This is a genomic window from Microbacterium bovistercoris (genome assembly GCF_003387575.1).
GTDB classification, from domain to species: Bacteria; Actinomycetota; Actinomycetes; order Actinomycetales; family Microbacteriaceae; genus Microbacterium; species Microbacterium bovistercoris.
In genome coordinates this window covers 242,134-257,336 of the sequence record NZ_QUAB01000047.1, presented here as the reverse complement: position 1 = coordinate 257,336, position 15,203 = coordinate 242,134, and the positions used below count along the sequence as shown (strand labels likewise).

Here is a 15,203-nt window from a genome sequence, read left to right as displayed (position 1 = left end):
ATTTGGCATTTGACAAGTGCACGCTGTTGAGTTCTCAAGGATCGGACGCACCCACACACCCACCAGAACCTGATGGAGACGCGCAGGGCAACTTCACAACCATAACCGGCGGACCAGCGACTGTCAAAAACAGCCTGCCCGGAGCCGGGACCTTCCATCGTAGACCCACGAAGCAGTGGGAGCAAGTGATGGGAGGTGGTCCGCCGCTTGGAGGGGAGCTGGGCCTTCCGGCCTTTCGCTCAACCGCTTGGGGCGAACAGGTAATAACTTACGCGGATCCCGGACATCGGGCAAATCAGGCCCAGATCTCGGGCGTGTCGTGCCCACCTCGCGGCGTAGCGTGGCGGGATGACGACTGTGCTGCAGCGGATCTGCGCGGACCTCGGACTTGAGAACTCGACACCGGACGAGTTCATGGCTCCCCCGCATCCGGTGCCCCTGCCTTCGCGCCTCGCCACAGGGGAGCTGGCATGGTCCAGCGTCGTCTCCGCCGTGCTCGCAGCCGGCGGCGCCCACGCACCCGACCCCGACCGCATCGCCGCCGCCTACCGGAGTGCCGAGCTCCTCACCATCGACGGCGTCGCACCGAACGTCTGGGCTCCGCTCTCCGGCTTCTGGCGCACCTCGGACGGGTGGGTACGCACACATGCCAACTACCCGCACCACGCATCTGCGCTCCGTCGTGCTCTCGAGCTGGACGACGATCAGGACCCGGTCGCAGCCTTCTCCGGCGACAGCAGCGCATCGATCGTCGCACGCATCACCGCCGCCGACGGTCTCGCCGTGCCCGTCCGAGGCGAGGATCCCGCCCATGACGCCGCGCTTCGACGGGCCCGCCTGATCGACACCGTCGAGCTCGGCCCTTCATCCCGCGGCGCCATCGCGCCGACGGGCTGGCTCACCGGCATCCGCGTCCTCGACCTCACGCGCGTGATCGCCGGCCCGGTGTGCACCCGCACTCTCGCCGCGCTGGGTGCGGATGTGCTGCGCATCGATCCTCCGCACCTGCCCGAGCCGGAATGGCAGCATCTCGACAGCGGTCACGGCAAGCGCTCGGCGCTGCTGGATGCGGGCTCGGCCCGGTTCGGCGAACTGCTCGACGCCGCTGACGTCGTCGTGCTCGGCTATCGACCGTCCGCACTCGCGAGGCGCGGACTCTCCCCCGAGGCGATCGCCGAGCGGAATCCGGGGATCGTGATCGCGCAACTGAGCGCGTGGGGCGACGATGAGCCGGAGCGGCGCGGGTTCGACAGCCTCGTGCAGGCCGAATCCGGGATCGCGATGATCGAGTCCGCGGACGGCTCCACGCCCGGCGTACTGCCGGCGCAGGCCCTTGATCACTCCGCCGGCTACCTGCTCGCCGCCGCCGTCTCCATGGCGCTGCGCCGACGTGCAGGCCGCACCCTGCTCGTGCGCACCTCGCTGCGCCGCGTCGCCGCCGAGCTGCTCGGCATGCCCCGCACTGCATCCGCCGGAGCGCCGACCTCAGACGATCCGGAGCAGCACGCCGAGGAGTTCCGTGTCGGCGATCGCCTCGTCCGCACCGTGCGCTCCGCACTTCCCGGGCATCCGTTCTCCGCTCCGCGCCCCTGGGGCGGCGACGAGCCGAGCTGGTGAGCTCGCGTCAGCGGGTCGCGGAGGCCGCGCGAACCGGCGTGCGCAGGATGAGCACCACGCACAGGACGAACGTGGCGGCCCCCCAGAGACCGCACACCGGCGGCAGCGTCCGATACGCGAGGTGCGCGGGTGTGAACTCCGCGGTGAAAGGCCCCCACACCGCGTAGCCCACACCCAGCGCGCCGGCCAGAAGCACGGGCAGGCCGCCGATCCAGACTGCGGGCAGCCAGCGCGGCACGGTCTGCGCAGGCGGGTGCACGGGCTGACGACGCAGCCAGACCGCGGCGTACACGGCCAGCACGATCAGACCGAACAGACCCGATCCGTACTGCAGCCACTTGTAGCCGAGGAGACTCCCCCACGGCTCCTTCAGGAAGGGCAACAGCTGCACGCCCCATCGCCCCTCATGCGTGAACGAATCCCACAGGATGTGTGAGAGGACCCCGATCATGAGCGACACGAGCAGCAGCATCGGATACCAGGGCCTCCCGGCGCGCACGAAGGTGTCGCGCGCCGCATCCGCTCCCCTCGTCCGCCATTCGTCCGGCAGCCGAGCGGCGACCGCGGCCGGCACCAGCTCGACGGATGCGGGTCGCAGGACCACCCGCCAGATCAGCAGCAGCACCGCCGCGATCAGGCTGGTCCAGAGCAGATTCGGCACTGCGTGCAGGAATCCGTAGGTCACGCCGATGCCGCGCGTGAAGAGCGCGAGATCCGGGGTCATCGCCCCGATCGCGACCGCCGCGGGGACCAGCGGGGTGCGCACGAACGGAAGCGCGACGACGGCATGGCTGGGGGTGAACGGCACGGGGACTCCTGTCGGACGTCCCGCCAGCGTAGACGAGACCGGCAGGGAGGGAGCCGACCCACGAGTACCGACCCCCTCCCTGCCATTCGGTCAGTGCCGGCCGGAGCCGACCCGCACAGGACGCGTGGTCACGGCGGCGGAGTCCGCGACATACCCCTTCGCCACCACGGTCACGCGGTAGGGAACGCGGCCGGTCAGGCCCTCGATCGTCGCTCGGGTGCCCTCGACGTTCACCGTGACCGGGGCGCCGCCGATCGCTGCCACCGGCGTCGCCGTGACCCGATAGCCGGCCAGATCGAATCCGTCCGCAGGCGCAGCCCAGCTCACGGTGATCCTTCCGTCTCCCCCGGTCGCCTTCAGGCCGGTCACCGCGGCGGGTGCGCTCTCCTGCAGCAGCTGCACCTGGTCGACGGTCCAGAAAGCGCTGTTCCGGCCGGTGTACCGGAACGAGAACTGCGCCGTGCGCGCGCCCACAGGCACGTCGATCTCCAGCTTCTCCACCGTGTTCACCTCGGCCTCGTAAGCCTTCAGCGACTGCGGCGCAGCTCCGTCGAAGCTCACCAGCACCTCCGCGGTCTGCGGACCGTCGATCGCGTAGTTCGTGGCGTAGCTGAGGGTGGCCGTACGCGCGCCGGAGAGGGGATACTCCGGGCTGATCAGCGTCGAGTCGAACGGCCCGGCGGCGTGCGCCTTGTCGTCCCACTCGTCGGAGTCGGCGACGGCGAACACGTCACGGTTCCGCACCGAGGTCTCGCGCCCCTGCCCCGGCTCCGCGTTGGTCCAGAACTCGTCGGTCGCGAAGCTCCACCCGCGCCACTCGGTGACGCCGCCGGCAGGCATCCGGCTGTTGTCGATGCTCCAGCCGTCGACGGTCTCGTGGGTCCAGCCGAGTGTTCCGGCGCCAGGACGGGTCTCGTCCACCTGTGTGCGCAGCTTCGGGCGCAGGGCGTCGAAGGGGTCGACGATCCGGTCGCCGAACGCGCGACCGTCCAGGCGCGCGGCCTCGTCGACGGCGACCCCATTCGCCGAAAGGATCGTCGGCGCGATGTCGACGATCTTCACGTCATCGCGCACCGATCCCGCGGGGATGCCGGGACCGGCGGCGATCACGAACGTCTTACGCTCCGCAGGGGTGTTCCCTCCGTGTCCGCCCGTGGGTTTGTGGCCGTGATCGGCGGTGACGACGACGAGCCACTCCTCGTCGTCATACGAATCGCGCTGCCTGATCGCGTCCAGCATCTCGCCGAGCTGGCCGTCGGCGGTGCGCAGCGCCGCACCGTACGCGGCACCGTTCGTGCCCACCGAGTGACCGGCACCGTCGACCTCGTCGAGGTGCACGAAGACGTCGTCGGGGTCGCCGTCGCGGAGCAGTTCGACCGCCTTCGCTGTGGTGCCCTCGTCATTCCCGCCGGCCATACGGACATCGACGGCGGGTCCGAACACCGTGTTCGGGATCGGCGTCCAGGTGCCGACGACAGCCGTGGATGTGTCGGGGTCGGCCGCCTCGAGGCGAGTGAGGTAGTCCGGGTACTCGTCGTAGTTCGGCGCGGCGAAGCTGTTGTCGACCACGTTGTGCTTGTCGGGCCAGACGCCGGTCGCGATCGACGACCAGCCGGCGCCCGAGACGGTCGGAGCCATGGGGCTTGCGTAGAGGTTGCTGGTGGCGGTCATCCCCTGCTCGCGCAGTCCGGTGAGGTTCGGCATTCCGGACGGAGCGAGGAAGTCGAAGCTCGCGCCGTCGATGCCGACGACGAGGGTCTTCAGGGTGCGCGGGCTTCGGGGCTCATCACTGTCGACGGCCTGGGCGGCGGACGGTGCGGTCACAGCGATCCCCGCCGCGAGCAGCAGGGTCGCGCCGCTGCAGGCGGCGCGTCGGAAGGAGGGCATGTGTCGTTCTCCGGTGGTCGTGTCGTCGAGGCGGGCGGGTGCCCGACCCGACTCCAGTCTTCCGAGGAAAGGAATACAACTTCGGGCGTTGGAGCGAGTTGTCGACATTCGTTCCGCAGGCGTTCATCGCACTGCGACGTCCCCCGGCCGTCACCATGTGAACGACGAGGGCGGCCCCGCCTGCGCGGAACCGCCCTCGAAACAAGGAACGAGATCAGGCCGGCAAGACGCCCGCGAGAGTCTTCTTGCCGCGGCGCAGCACGGAGACGCCGCCGGGCAGGCCGAACGGCACCGTGGCCTCGACGTCCTCGACGCGCTGCCCGTCGACGGACACGCCGCCCTGCGAGATCGCGCGGCGGGCCTCCGACGCACTCGAGACCAGACCGGTCGACACCAGCGCGTCGAGCACCGAAGTGCCGGCATCCGCCGTCGCATTCGGCAGCTCATCGAGCGCCGTGCGCAGCGTCGCCGCGTCCAGAGTCGCGAGATCGCCCTGGCCGAACAGCGCCTCGGATGCCGCGATCACCGCTGCCGCCGCCTCCGCACCGTGCACCGTGGCGACGACCTCGAGGGCGAGACGCTTCTGCGCCGCACGACGGAACGGTTCGGTCTCGACCAGCTGCGCGTACTCGTCGATCTCGGCACGGGTGAGGAACGTGAAGATCTTCAGCCGTTCGACGACGTCGGCGTCTGCGGTGCCCAGCCAGAACTGGTACATCCGGTACGGGCTGCACATGTCGGCGTCCAGCCAGATGGCGTTGCCCTCGCTCTTGCCGAACTTGGTGCCGTCGCTGTTCGTGATCAGCGGCGTGCCGATCGCGTGCGCGGAGACTCCCTCGACGCGGTGGATCAGATCGGTGCCGCTGGTGAGGTTTCCCCACTGGTCGCTGCCGCCGGTCTGCAGCACGCAGTCGTACTGCCGATGCAGTTCGAGGAAGTCCATCCCCTGCAGGATCTGGTAGCTGAACTCGGTGTAACTGATGCCGGCATCCGAGTTCAGGCGCGCGGCGACCGCATCCTTCTTCAGCATGGTGCCGACGCGGTAGTGCTTGCCGATCTCGCGCAGGAAGTCGATCGCCGACATCGGCGCCGTCCAGTCGAGGTTGTTCACGATGCGCGCGGCGTTGTCACCCTCGAAACTGAGGAAGCGCTCGACCTGGGCGCGCAGCCGGCCGACCCACTCCTCGACGGTCTCGCGGGTGTTCAGCGTGCGCTCGGCCGTCGGACGCGGGTCGCCGATCAGACCGGTCGATCCGCCGACCAGGCCGAGCGGCTTGTGCCCGGCGAGCTGGATGCGGCGCAGCAGCAGCAGCTGCACGAGGTTGCCCAGGTGCAGGCTGGGAGCTGTGGGGTCGAAGCCGCAGTAATACGTGATCGGGTCCCCGGCGAGCAGCGCGCGCAGCGCTTCCTGATCGGTGGACACGTGGACGAGTCCGCGCCACAGCAGCTCGTCCCACACGTTCTCGAACGTGGGATCGAGCGCCACCGGCGCTGTCGTCAGAGCGGTTTCAGACACGCGCTCAAGGCTATCAGCGGTGCGACACACGCTCGGCTGCGAAGTCCGCGTCGGAGCCCCGTGCCATGCTGGGCGGCATGCCACTCGTCGACCCGCTGACGTCCACGGTCCTGTCCGCGGCCATCGCCACGGCCCTCGGGGTCGTGCTCGTGCTCTCGATGCTGAACGTGCGCAGGCCGTCGACGGCGATCATGGCGATCTGCGCAGCACTGGTCGTCGCGGCACTGGTGACGGTCATCATCAGCCCGCCTGCCGCCGCACCGCTGCTCGGTGTGCCGATAGCGGTCTTCGGCATCGCGGCGTCGACGATCGGCGGCAATCCGTTCACGCGTCGAGCGCTCGACATCGCGACCGGGAAACGGGTTCGCGAGACCGAGGACGGCGGCATCCTCATCGTGGCTGCGCAGACCGCGGATCCCGCTCATGCTCGCACGCTGATGCGCGGCGGCACCGTGATCGGCTATCTGGAACGCGCATGCACCGTCCTGGCGATCGCCGTGGGGTTCCCCGAGGCGATCGCCGCGATCATCGCCGTGAAGGGCATCGGACGCTTCCCGGAACTGGCTGAATCCGAGGCGAGGGAACGCTTCATCATCGGCACGCTGGCGAGTCTGAGCTGGGCGGGCGCTCTCGGCGCGATCATCCGCCTCGCACTGGGGTGAGCCCGAGCAGACGGAATCCCTCGACCACGGCCGCGGCGCCCGAGCCCGCCAGAGCCTGGGACACCGCGGACTGGGTGATGCCCTCGTCTGCAGCGAGTTCCCGCTGGGTGACCGACAGGCACCGACCGTAGGTGAGTCGCCGCACGCGCTCGGACATGGCTCCCACGATCTCATCCCGCGCGAGCAGCGAGGCATTCGCCCAGCGGACTGCCTCGGCTGTGTCGCGCGCAGTGCTCTCGTGCGCGACGACCCAGCTTCGCGCCGACGGCACGGCGCGCTTCTGCAGCACCTGCACCTGCTCGATGGCGGCACGCGCCGCCCACCAGCCCGGCCCCTCGGGTATCCCGCGTTCGGAGGCCTCGGACGCGATCGTCCCGACCTCGCCGATCCCGATTCCGTAGCGGAACTCGATGCCGTCCGGCAGCGCCAGGCGCAGCAGCAGCAGCGCGCCGAGCGCCGCCTCGAGGGTCGGGTACACCGCCTGCTGCTCGTCGCCGACCGTCGGGCGCATGCCCTGGAGTTCGACCGGGAGGTCCCGTTCCACCCGGGCGATCGCGCGATCGAAGACAGCCTGCGCGCCCTCGCGGTCCGCGAGCTGCCTCGAGCCGATGATGTCTGCCGTCACCGCGATCACCATGTGATGAGCGTATCACTTATATGAGCAAAATATAAGGCAGAACCTTATTAGTCGGAGATATCAGTCACTCGCTCGTCATCATCCGGTGCTCAGAGTCCGAGCGCGTGCGCGACCTCCTGCGCGCGCGCCACCAGCGCGGCCCGCTGCTCGGCGACCCGCACCGGGGCCGTTCCGCCGACGCCGGCGCGCGATGCGACCGACCCCTCGATCGCGAGCACATCGCGCACCGCGGGCTCGAGCAGCGGCGACACCGCGGCGAACAGCTCGTCCGAGGCGTCTTCCAGCCCGATCCCCCGCGACTCACAGGCTTGAACAAGCGCCCCGGAGACCTCGTGGGCGTCGCGGAACGGCACACCGCGGCGCACCAGCCAGTCGGCGACGTCGGTGGCCAGCGAGAATCCCTCGGGCGCGAGTACGGACATGCGCGCGGTGTCGAACCGCATGGTCGCGACCATGCCGGCGAACGCGGGCAGCAGCACCTCGAGGGTGGTCACCGAGTCGAAGACCGGCTCCTTGTCCTCCTGCAGGTCGCGGTTGTAGGCCAGCGGTAGGCCCTTGAGCGTCGCGAGCAGACCGGAGAGGTTGCCGATCAGACGCCCGGACTTGCCGCGCGCGAGCTCGGCGATGTCGGGGTTCTTCTTCTGCGGCATGATGCTGGAGCCGGTGGAGAAGGCGTCGTCGAGTGTGACGAAGCCGAACTCGCGGGTGTTCCAGATGATGACGTCCTCGGCGAACCGCGAGATGTCGATGCCGATCTGCGCGGCGATGTACGCGAACTCCGCGACGACGTCGCGCGCGGACGTGCCGTCGATCGAGTTCTCCGCAGGAGCCGCGAGACCGAGCTCACGGGCCACCAGAGTCGGGTCGAGCCCCAGCGATGAACCGGCCAGCGCTCCCCCGCCGTAGGGCGAGACGGACGCCCGCGCCGACCAGTCGCGCAGCCGCTCCAGGTCGCGCACCAGCGGCCAGGCATGCGCCTGCAGGTGGTGGGCGAGCAGCACGGGCTGCGCGGACTGAAGGTGAGTGCGCCCTGGCATGATCGCCTCCGGGTGCGCCTCGGCCTGCGCCACGATCGCGTCGATCACGCGGAGCAGGTCGCGCGCGATGGTGCGCGAGTGGTCGAGCAGGTACATCCGCACCAGCGTCGCGATCTGGTCGTTGCGGCTGCGGCCCGCGCGGAGCCGGCCGCCCAGCTCACCGCCGACCTCGGCGATCAATGCCTGCTCGAGCGCGCCGTGCACGTCCTCATCCGTCAGCTGCGCGACGATCGTTCCGTCGGCGACCTTGCGGGCCACGGCATCCAGCCCGTCATGCATGCGACGCGCCTCGTCCGCTTCGAGATAGCCGGCGGCCTCGAGGGCCGTCGCGTGGGCGTGCGAACCCGCGATGTCGTAGGGCGCGAGAATCCAGTCGAAGTGCGTGGAACGGCTCAGTTCCACCAGCTCCGGCGACGGCCCGCTCGCGAATCGTGCGCCCCAGAGCGCGCCTTCGTTCGTACCGTCGTGCTTCGCCTCACTCATGGATTCAGCCTATCGACCATGCGGGGCCGCGCCGGAACCACGATCTTCGCGGTGCGGTCGAGCACCCACTCCAGCGGTCCGCGACCGACGAGCAGCGCCCACGCGGTGCAACCGATGACGGTGCCGATCGTGAGCGGCCAGAACGGTTCCAGAGCCTGGAACGCCAGGAGGTCTCCGGTGTCGCCGATCATCGCCAGCGCGACCGCCGCCCAGATGAGCAGCTGTGCGGTGTAGGCGGTGAGGGGCATGGCCCCGGTGGCGCGCAGCGGCAGCACGAGCATGCGGAGCACGACGCCGCGGCAGACGAGCAGGCAGGCCCCGATCACCGCGATGGCGAAACCGCCCGTTCCGAACACCTCGAACAGTCCGGACGAATGCGGGTCGGCGGTGAGCACCTGCTGCAGGTACGGCGAGTCCTGTGGCGCCTCGAACCCCGTGTAGCCGAGGGCCGCGAGCACGCTGCCGGCCCCCAGCATCCAGAGCTGGGTGCGCAGGCGACGCACGTCCGCGCGGGCGATGCCGAGCCCGGCGAGCACGAAGGCGAGCCAGACCGGGAACGGATAGTGCCAGCCCAGCACGGCCGAGATCTCCTCCCCGAACGGGCCGTACCAGAGCGGCAGCTCGTTCAGCAGCGGGTGCACGAACGCCGTCACGAGCCCGATCCCGCCGGCTGCTGACAGCACGATGCTGGACGTCAGCCGCGTGAACGGCAGCGCCAGCAGGAACAGGATCGCGTAGGCGGGCAGAATCACGTACACCGGCACGCCGGTGAGGATGAGCAGGATGCCGGAGACCCACAGCATCCCGGCTCGCACCGCGAGCCGGCCACGCGCGGTGCGCATGCGATCGCCGGTGAGCGGCACCGCACCGCCGGTCACGAGTCCGATCGAGACGCCGGCGAGCGTGGCGAACAGGATGGACGAGCGTCCGTCGACGATGATGAGCCAGGTCGACGGATCGCCCCAGTCCCAGAACTCCGGGGTCGTCAGCAGGTGCGCCGCGAACATCCCGATCACGGCCAGCCCCCTGGCGAGGTCGACGCCGCCGATGCGCGCGGGTCCGTTCAGCCGCTGCCAGCGGCCCGCCGACCCGCGCGCCATCAGGTCATCCTTGACGCAGCAGCCACACCAGCAGCGCCTTCTGCGCGTGCAGGCGGTTCTCCGCCTCGTCCCAGACGACGCTCTGCTCGCCGTCGATGACCTCGGAGTCGACCTCGTAGCCGCGGTCGGCCGGCAGGCAGTGGATGAAGATCGACTCGGGGTCGGCGAGGCTCATGATCTCGGAGGTCACCTTGAACCCGCCGAGGTCGCGTAGGCGCTGCTGCTTCTCCTCCTCCTTGCCCATCGACACCCAGGTGTCGGTGACGATGACGTCGGCGCCGAGGGCGGCCTCGCGGGGATCGTCGAGCAGGGTGACAGAGCCGCCGGTCTCGGCGGCGCGGCGCTCGGCGTCGACCACCACATCCTCACGGGGCGCGTACGCCTCGGGCGATGCCATGCGCACGTGCATCCCGGCGGTGACGCCGGCCAGCAGATAGGAGTGCGCCATGTTGCTGCGGGCATCGCCGAAGAAGGTCAGCGTGAGTCCGGCGAGCTCGCCCTTGTGCTCACGGATCGTGAGCAGGTCCGCGAGCAGCTGGCACGGGTGGAAGTCATCGGAGAGAGCGTTGATCACCGGCACCCGGGTGCCGCGGGCCATCTCCTCCAGACCGGACTGGGCGTAGGTGCGCCACACGATCGCGGCGACCTGGCGCTCCAGAACCCGGGCGGTGTCCGAGGGCGTCTCCTTGCCGCCGAGCTGGCTGTTGGCCGTCGAGATGATCAGCGGCGAACCGCCCAGATCGGCGATGCCCACCGCGAACGACACGCGGGTGCGGGTGGACGACTTGTCGAAGATCACGGCGACGGTCTGGGGCCCTTCGAGCGCCTTGTTCGCCCAGCGGTCCTTCTTCAACTCGAGCGCGAGATCGAGGATCTCGGCCTGCTCGGCGGGGGTCAGGTCGTCGTCGCGCAGCAGGTGGCGGGTCATGCGGGGGTCTCCGTAGGGGTGAGCGTGGATGCCACGGCGCCGAGCGCCTGGCCGAACAGGTCGAGGAACTCCGCCACCTCGGCGTCGCCGATCGTGTACGCGGGGGCGATGCGGATCGCGTCCTCGGTGGGTGCGTTGATGATGAGTCCGCGTGAGTGCGCAGCCTCGCGCACTGCGGCGGCGACCGGATGCGACAGGGTGATGCCGATCAGCAGACCGGCACCACGGGTGCCGGTGACGAGCGGCAGGCCCTCGACACCGGCGCGCAGCTCGGCGCCGCGCACGTTCACGTTCGCGAGCAGGTCCTCGTCCTCGATGTGGCCGAGGACCGCGTTCGCGACGGCGGAGGCCAGTGGATTGCCCCCGAACGTCGAGTTGTGTGTGCCCGGATAGAACAGGTCGCTGGCGGTGCCGAAGGTGACGAGCGCTCCGAGCGGGAAGCCCGCGCCGATGCTCTTCGCCAGGGTCACCGCATCCGGCACGACCCCGAACCTCTGGAACGCGAACCACTCCCCCGTGCGCCCGGAACCGGTCTGCACCTCGTCGAGAATCAGCAGTGCGTCGTGCGCGGTTGCGAGCTCTCGGGCGCGCTGCAGGAACCCGTCCGGCAGCTCGACGACGCCCGCCTCGCCCTGGATGGGCTCGATGAAGATCGCCGCGACCGTGTCGTCGAACGCCGCCTCGAGGCTCTCGATGGAGTGCTGCACGGTGCGGACATCCGGCACGGCCGGCTGGAACGGATCGCGGTAGATCGGCTTGGGCGTCAGCGACAGCGCACCCATGGTGCGGCCGTGGAACGCTCCGTCCAGTACGAGGATCGTGGTGCGACCGGTCTCGCGCCCTTGAACTGGCAGAGTCCCGTGCAGGCGGGCGAGCTTGATCGCGGTCTCATTCGCCTCGGTGCCCGAGTTCGTCAGGAACACCCGGCCCTGCTCCCCTGTGCCGGCGAGGCGCTTCAGCCGCGCGGCGAGCTCGAGCTGCGCCGGCGACGCGAAGTAGTTCGAGATGTGCGCCAGCGTCGCCGCCTGGCGGGACACGGCGTCGACGAACACGGGGTGCGCGTGCCCGAGGCAGTTCACCGCGATACCGCCGAGGAAGTCCAGGTAGCGGGTGCCCGCGTCATCCCACACGTGCGATCCCTCGCCGTGCGTGAGCAGCGCGAGGCGTCCGCCCAGGCTCATCAGGTCGCGCGATGCGTCGTTCTGCCAGTCGCTCATGCCAGCGCCACTTCCGTTCCGATTCCCTTGCTGGTGAACAGCTCGACGAGCACCGAGTGCGGCACCCGTCCGTCAATGATCGCGGCGGCGTCGACGCCGCCCTCGACGGCGTCGAGGCAGGCCCGCATCTTCGGGATCATCCCCGACTCCAGACGCGGCATCATCTCGGTGAGCGCATCCGCGGTCAGGTGCGACACCAGCGAGTCGCGATTGGGCCAGTCGGCGTACAGACCGGGCACGTCCGTGAGGATCACGAGCTTGCGCGCGCCCAGCGCGACCGCAAGAGCGGATGCCGCAGCATCCGCATTCACGTTCAGCGACTGCCCCGGGTGGTCGAGGTCGGGCGCGATCGACGAGACCACGGGGATACGACCCGCCGCCAGGTGGTCGAGCACCGGCGTCGGGTCGACCTGCACGACGTCGCCGACGCGACCGAGGTCGACCTCCTCGCCGTCGATCATGACGCCGCGACGGCGGCCGCCGAACAGGCCGGCGTCCTCACCGCTCAGGCCGGTCGCGATCGGTCCGTGGGAGTTGATCTTGCCCACCAGCTGAGGGTTGACCTGTCCGGTGAGCACCATGCGGACGACGCTGATCGCCTCGGTGTTGGTGACGCGGTAGCCGCCCTTGAACTCGCTGGGGATGTCGAGCCGGTCGAGCATGTTCGAGATCTGCGGGCCGCCGCCGTGCACGACGACGGGCTGCACGCCCACATAGCGCAGGTAGGCGATGTCCTGGGCGAAGGCGTCCTGCAGCTCATCCGAGACCATGGCGTTGCCGCCGTACTTGACGACGACGATCTGGTCGCGGAACTTCTTCAGCCACGGCAGCGATTCGATGAGCGTGGCGGCCTTCTCGGCGGCGACGTCGGGCGGTGTGTCCTGCAGATCTGTCATGAGGAGTAGGCGCTGTTCTCGTGCACGTAGTCGTGGGTGAGGTCGTTCGTGAGGATCGTGGCGGTCTCGTCGCCGACCTTCAGGTCGATGATGAGGTCGGTCGCGCGCGGCGTCAGGTCGACCTCCTCGCGCGGACGATCGGGACCACCGGCGGTGCAGACGCGGACGCCGTTCATGAAGACGTCGGTGTCGTACGGGTCGAACTCGGCGTTCGTGGTGCCGATCGCGGCGAGCACACGACCCCAGTTCGGGTCGTTGCCGAAGATCGCGGCCTTGAAGAGGTTGTTGCGGGCCACCGAGCGGCCCACCTCAACGGCGTCGGCGACGGATGCCGCACCGCGGACCTCGATGGTGATGTCGTGGCTCGCGCCCTCGGCATCCTGCTGCAGCTTCTTGGCCAGCTGCGCGCACAGGTCGGCGAGCGCCTCGTCGAACGCGTCGAGGTCGGGCTTCACGCCGCTGGCGCCGTTGGCGAGAAGAGTGACCTGATCGTTGGTCGACATGCAGCCGTCGGAGTCGAGGCGATCGAAAGTCGTGCCGGTGGCGCGGCGCAGCGCGGCATCCGCCTCGTGCGCCTCGAGGTCGGCGTCGGTGGTGATCACGACCAGCATCGTGGCCAGGCCCGGCGCCAGCATCCCTGCGCCCTTCGCCATGCCGCCGATCGTCCAGCCGTCGCCGCCCACGACGGCGGTCTTCGAAACGGTGTCGGTGGTCATGATCGCCTCGGCGGCGGACGGGCCGCCTTCGGCGGACAGCCCTGCGATCCCGCGCTCGACGCCGTCGAGCACCTTGGCGCGGAAGACCTCGTCGCCGGTGCCGATCAGTCCGGTCGAGCAGACCACGATGTCACCGGCGCTCACGCCCAGCAGCTCGGCGGCCTTCTCGGCGGTGAGATGGCTGGTCTGGAAGCCGAACTCGCCGGTGAAGCAGTTCGCTCCGCCGGAGTTGAGCACGACGGCCTCCACGACCTTGTCGGCGACGACCTGCTGCGACCACAGGATCGGGTTGGCCTTGGCGCGGTTGCTCGTGAACACGGCGGTGCCGACCTTGCGCGGGCCGCGGTTCACGACCACAGCGACATCGGGCTTCCCTGTCGACTTCAGGCCGGCGGCGACCCCGGCCGCCTCGAATCCCTGGGGTGCGGTGACGGTCACGGTGCGACTCCGTTCACGGTGAGGGCGCGGTCCTCGGGAAGGCCGAGCGCGATGTTCATGGACTGGACGGCAGCGCCTGCGGTGCCCTTGACGAGGTTGTCGACGGCGGTGACCACGGTGACGCGGTTCGCCGCGCGATCGATCGCGAGTCCGATCAGCGCGGTGTTGGCGCCGAGCACGTCCGCGGTGCGCGGGAAGTGCCCCTCCGGGAGGAGCTGGACGAAGGTCTCGTCGCCGTAGGCCTGCTGCCAGGCGTCCCGGATGTCGGCGTCGCTCGCTCCGGGCGCGATCGGCGCGGTCGAGGTGGCGAGGATGCCCCGGGCCATCGGCACGAGCACGGGGGTGAAGGAGATGCGGATGCCATCACCGGCGACCCCGCCGGCCGCAGCCAGAGCCTGGCGGATCTCGGGGATGTGCCGGTGGGTGCCGCCGACTGCGTACGGGTTGGCGGTGCCGAGCAGTTCGCTGCCGAGCAGGTGCGGCTTGAGGCTCTTGCCGGCGCCGGACGGCCCGACCGCGAGCACGGAGACGATGTCGCCCGGGTCGACGACGCCCGCGGCCACGCCGGGCGCCAGGCTGAGGCTGACCGTCGACGCGTTGCAGCCCGGCGCCGCGATGCGCGTGGCACCGCGCAGGTACTCGCGCTGCTTCACTCCGTCGACGGTGAGCTCGGGCACGCCGTAGGTCCACGGCTCGTGGAAGCCGCCCCCGTAGAAGGCGTCCCAGGCTTCCTGCGAGGTGAGCCGGTGATCGGCGCCCGCGTCGATGACGAGCGGTGCGTCGCCGAGCGCGTCGGTGTACTGCCCTGACTGGCCGTGAGGCAGGGCGAGGAAGACGATGTCGTGCCCGGAGAGGATCTCGGGAGTCGTGTCCTGCAGCGTCAGATGGGCGAGCGAACGCAGGTGCGGCTGGTGCTGCACGAGCGGCTGGCCGGCGTTGGAATGCGCGGTGACGGTGCGGATCTCGATGTCGGGATGCGCGGCGAGAAGGCGCAGGATCTCGCCGCCCGCATAGCCGGAAGCGCCGGAGACGGCGACGGAAAACGTCATGGATCTACCTTAACGGTCGGAGGTGGGGAGGACCGGGGCGGCGACACCGGCACTCGACCCATCCGAACGCAGGACGGGAGCGCAGGGTCGCCTAGAGTCGGCGGCCGCTGCGGCGTCGGCGCACGGGAGCAGCGCTCAGCACGCCCTTCGTCTCGCTGCGCTCGCTCAGGAACCGCGAGGCGGGAGCGATGACGGCCGAGGACATGCCGCGA

General features: G+C 69.9%; 13 protein-coding genes. 2 read left to right on the top strand and 11 right to left on the bottom strand.

The genetic code is table 11. The features are described 5' to 3' along the window. Positions 1 to 348 precede the first annotated feature (348 nt). Positions 349 to 1,617: a CoA transferase gene (locus DY023_RS16065; protein ID WP_245958742.1), complete on the top strand. Its 1,269-nt coding sequence runs from the start codon at positions 349 to 351 to the stop codon at positions 1,615 to 1,617. 7 nt (positions 1,618 to 1,624) lie between these two features. Here the strand turns inward: DY023_RS16065 and DY023_RS16060 are convergent, their stop codons facing one another. From DY023_RS16060 to tyrS, 3 genes are all read right to left on the bottom strand, one after another. Next, entirely contained in the window at positions 1,625 to 2,425 is an 801-nt protein-coding gene (locus DY023_RS16060; protein ID WP_116243350.1) for a DUF4184 family protein, read from the bottom strand. A 90-nt stretch (positions 2,426 to 2,515) separates the two neighbouring features. Further along, on the bottom strand, positions 2,516 to 4,312 hold the full coding sequence (locus DY023_RS16055) for an alkaline phosphatase family protein (RefSeq protein ID WP_116243349.1): 1,797 nt from the start codon (positions 4,310 to 4,312) through the stop codon (positions 2,516 to 2,518). 214 nt (positions 4,313 to 4,526) lie between these two features. Continuing rightward, positions 4,527 to 5,828, bottom strand: a complete 1,302-nt coding sequence (gene tyrS, locus DY023_RS16050) for a tyrosine--tRNA ligase (RefSeq protein WP_116243348.1) — start codon at positions 5,826 to 5,828, stop codon at positions 4,527 to 4,529. A 77-nt stretch (positions 5,829 to 5,905) separates the two neighbouring features. On the opposite strand from tyrS, the gene DY023_RS16045 reads away from it, so the two are divergent. Further along, positions 5,906 to 6,490, top strand: coding sequence for a hypothetical protein (locus DY023_RS16045; protein WP_147303315.1), 585 nt, complete (start codon positions 5,906 to 5,908; stop codon positions 6,488 to 6,490). Here the strand turns inward: DY023_RS16045 and DY023_RS16040 are convergent. From DY023_RS16040 to argC, 8 genes are all read right to left on the bottom strand, one after another. Next, on the bottom strand, positions 6,468 to 7,127 hold the full coding sequence (locus tag DY023_RS16040; protein ID WP_116243346.1) for a SatD family protein: 660 nt from the start codon (positions 7,125 to 7,127) through the stop codon (positions 6,468 to 6,470). The genes DY023_RS16045 and DY023_RS16040 overlap by 23 nt on opposite strands. 89 nt (positions 7,128 to 7,216) lie before the next feature. Beyond that, complete coding sequence (gene argH, locus DY023_RS16035) at positions 7,217 to 8,647, bottom strand: argininosuccinate lyase (RefSeq protein WP_116243345.1); 1,431 nt, start codon at positions 8,645 to 8,647, stop codon at positions 7,217 to 7,219. Continuing rightward, complete coding sequence (locus DY023_RS16030) at positions 8,644 to 9,747, bottom strand: heparan-alpha-glucosaminide N-acetyltransferase domain-containing protein (protein ID WP_116243344.1); 1,104 nt, start codon at positions 9,745 to 9,747, stop codon at positions 8,644 to 8,646. The genes argH and DY023_RS16030 overlap by 4 nt, the downstream gene beginning before the upstream one ends. A gap of 4 nt (positions 9,748 to 9,751) precedes the next feature. Then, positions 9,752 to 10,675, bottom strand: a complete 924-nt coding sequence (gene argF, locus DY023_RS16025) for an ornithine carbamoyltransferase (RefSeq protein ID WP_116243343.1) — start codon at positions 10,673 to 10,675, stop codon at positions 9,752 to 9,754. Continuing rightward, positions 10,672 to 11,892, bottom strand: a complete 1,221-nt coding sequence (locus tag DY023_RS16020) for an acetylornithine transaminase (RefSeq protein ID WP_116243342.1) — start codon at positions 11,890 to 11,892, stop codon at positions 10,672 to 10,674. The genes argF and DY023_RS16020 overlap by 4 nt, the downstream gene beginning before the upstream one ends. Beyond that, entirely contained in the window at positions 11,889 to 12,788 is a 900-nt protein-coding gene (gene argB / locus DY023_RS16015) for an acetylglutamate kinase (RefSeq protein WP_116243341.1), read from the bottom strand. The genes DY023_RS16020 and argB overlap by 4 nt, the downstream gene beginning before the upstream one ends. Beyond that, positions 12,785 to 13,942 carry a bifunctional glutamate N-acetyltransferase/amino-acid acetyltransferase ArgJ gene (argJ, locus tag DY023_RS16010; RefSeq protein ID WP_116243340.1) on the bottom strand — a complete coding sequence of 386 codons (1,158 nt, stop codon included), beginning with the start codon at positions 13,940 to 13,942 and terminating at the stop codon, positions 12,785 to 12,787. Before argJ ends, argB begins: the two co-directional genes overlap by 4 nt. Beyond that, complete coding sequence (gene argC, locus DY023_RS16005) at positions 13,939 to 14,991, bottom strand: N-acetyl-gamma-glutamyl-phosphate reductase (RefSeq protein ID WP_116243339.1); 1,053 nt, start codon at positions 14,989 to 14,991, stop codon at positions 13,939 to 13,941. Before argC ends, argJ begins: the two co-directional genes overlap by 4 nt. Positions 14,992 to 15,203 lie beyond the last annotated feature (212 nt).

Excerpts from the sequence above, each read along its gene's own strand:
- DY023_RS16065 (WP_245958742.1), top strand. The coding sequence starts at position 349 with ATGACGACTGTGCTGCAGCGGATCTGCGCGGACCTCGGACTTGAGAAC.
- DY023_RS16055 (WP_116243349.1), bottom strand. The coding sequence starts at position 4,312 with ATGCCCTCCTTCCGACGCGCCGCCTGCAGCGGCGCGACCCTGCTGCTC.
- DY023_RS16045 (WP_147303315.1), top strand. The coding sequence starts at position 5,906 with ATGCCACTCGTCGACCCGCTGACGTCCACGGTCCTGTCCGCGGCCATC.
- DY023_RS16040 (WP_116243346.1), bottom strand. The coding sequence starts at position 7,127 with ATGGTGATCGCGGTGACGGCAGACATCATCGGCTCGAGGCAGCTCGCG.
- argH (WP_116243345.1), bottom strand. The coding sequence starts at position 8,647 with ATGAGTGAGGCGAAGCACGACGGTACGAACGAAGGCGCGCTCTGGGGC.
- DY023_RS16030 (WP_116243344.1), bottom strand. The coding sequence starts at position 9,747 with ATGGCGCGCGGGTCGGCGGGCCGCTGGCAGCGGCTGAACGGACCCGCG.
- argF (WP_116243343.1), bottom strand. The coding sequence starts at position 10,675 with ATGACCCGCCACCTGCTGCGCGACGACGACCTGACCCCCGCCGAGCAG.
- DY023_RS16020 (WP_116243342.1), bottom strand. The coding sequence starts at position 11,892 with ATGAGCGACTGGCAGAACGACGCATCGCGCGACCTGATGAGCCTGGGC.
- argB (WP_116243341.1), bottom strand. The coding sequence starts at position 12,788 with ATGACAGATCTGCAGGACACACCGCCCGACGTCGCCGCCGAGAAGGCC.
- argC (WP_116243339.1), bottom strand. The coding sequence starts at position 14,991 with ATGACGTTTTCCGTCGCCGTCTCCGGCGCTTCCGGCTATGCGGGCGGC.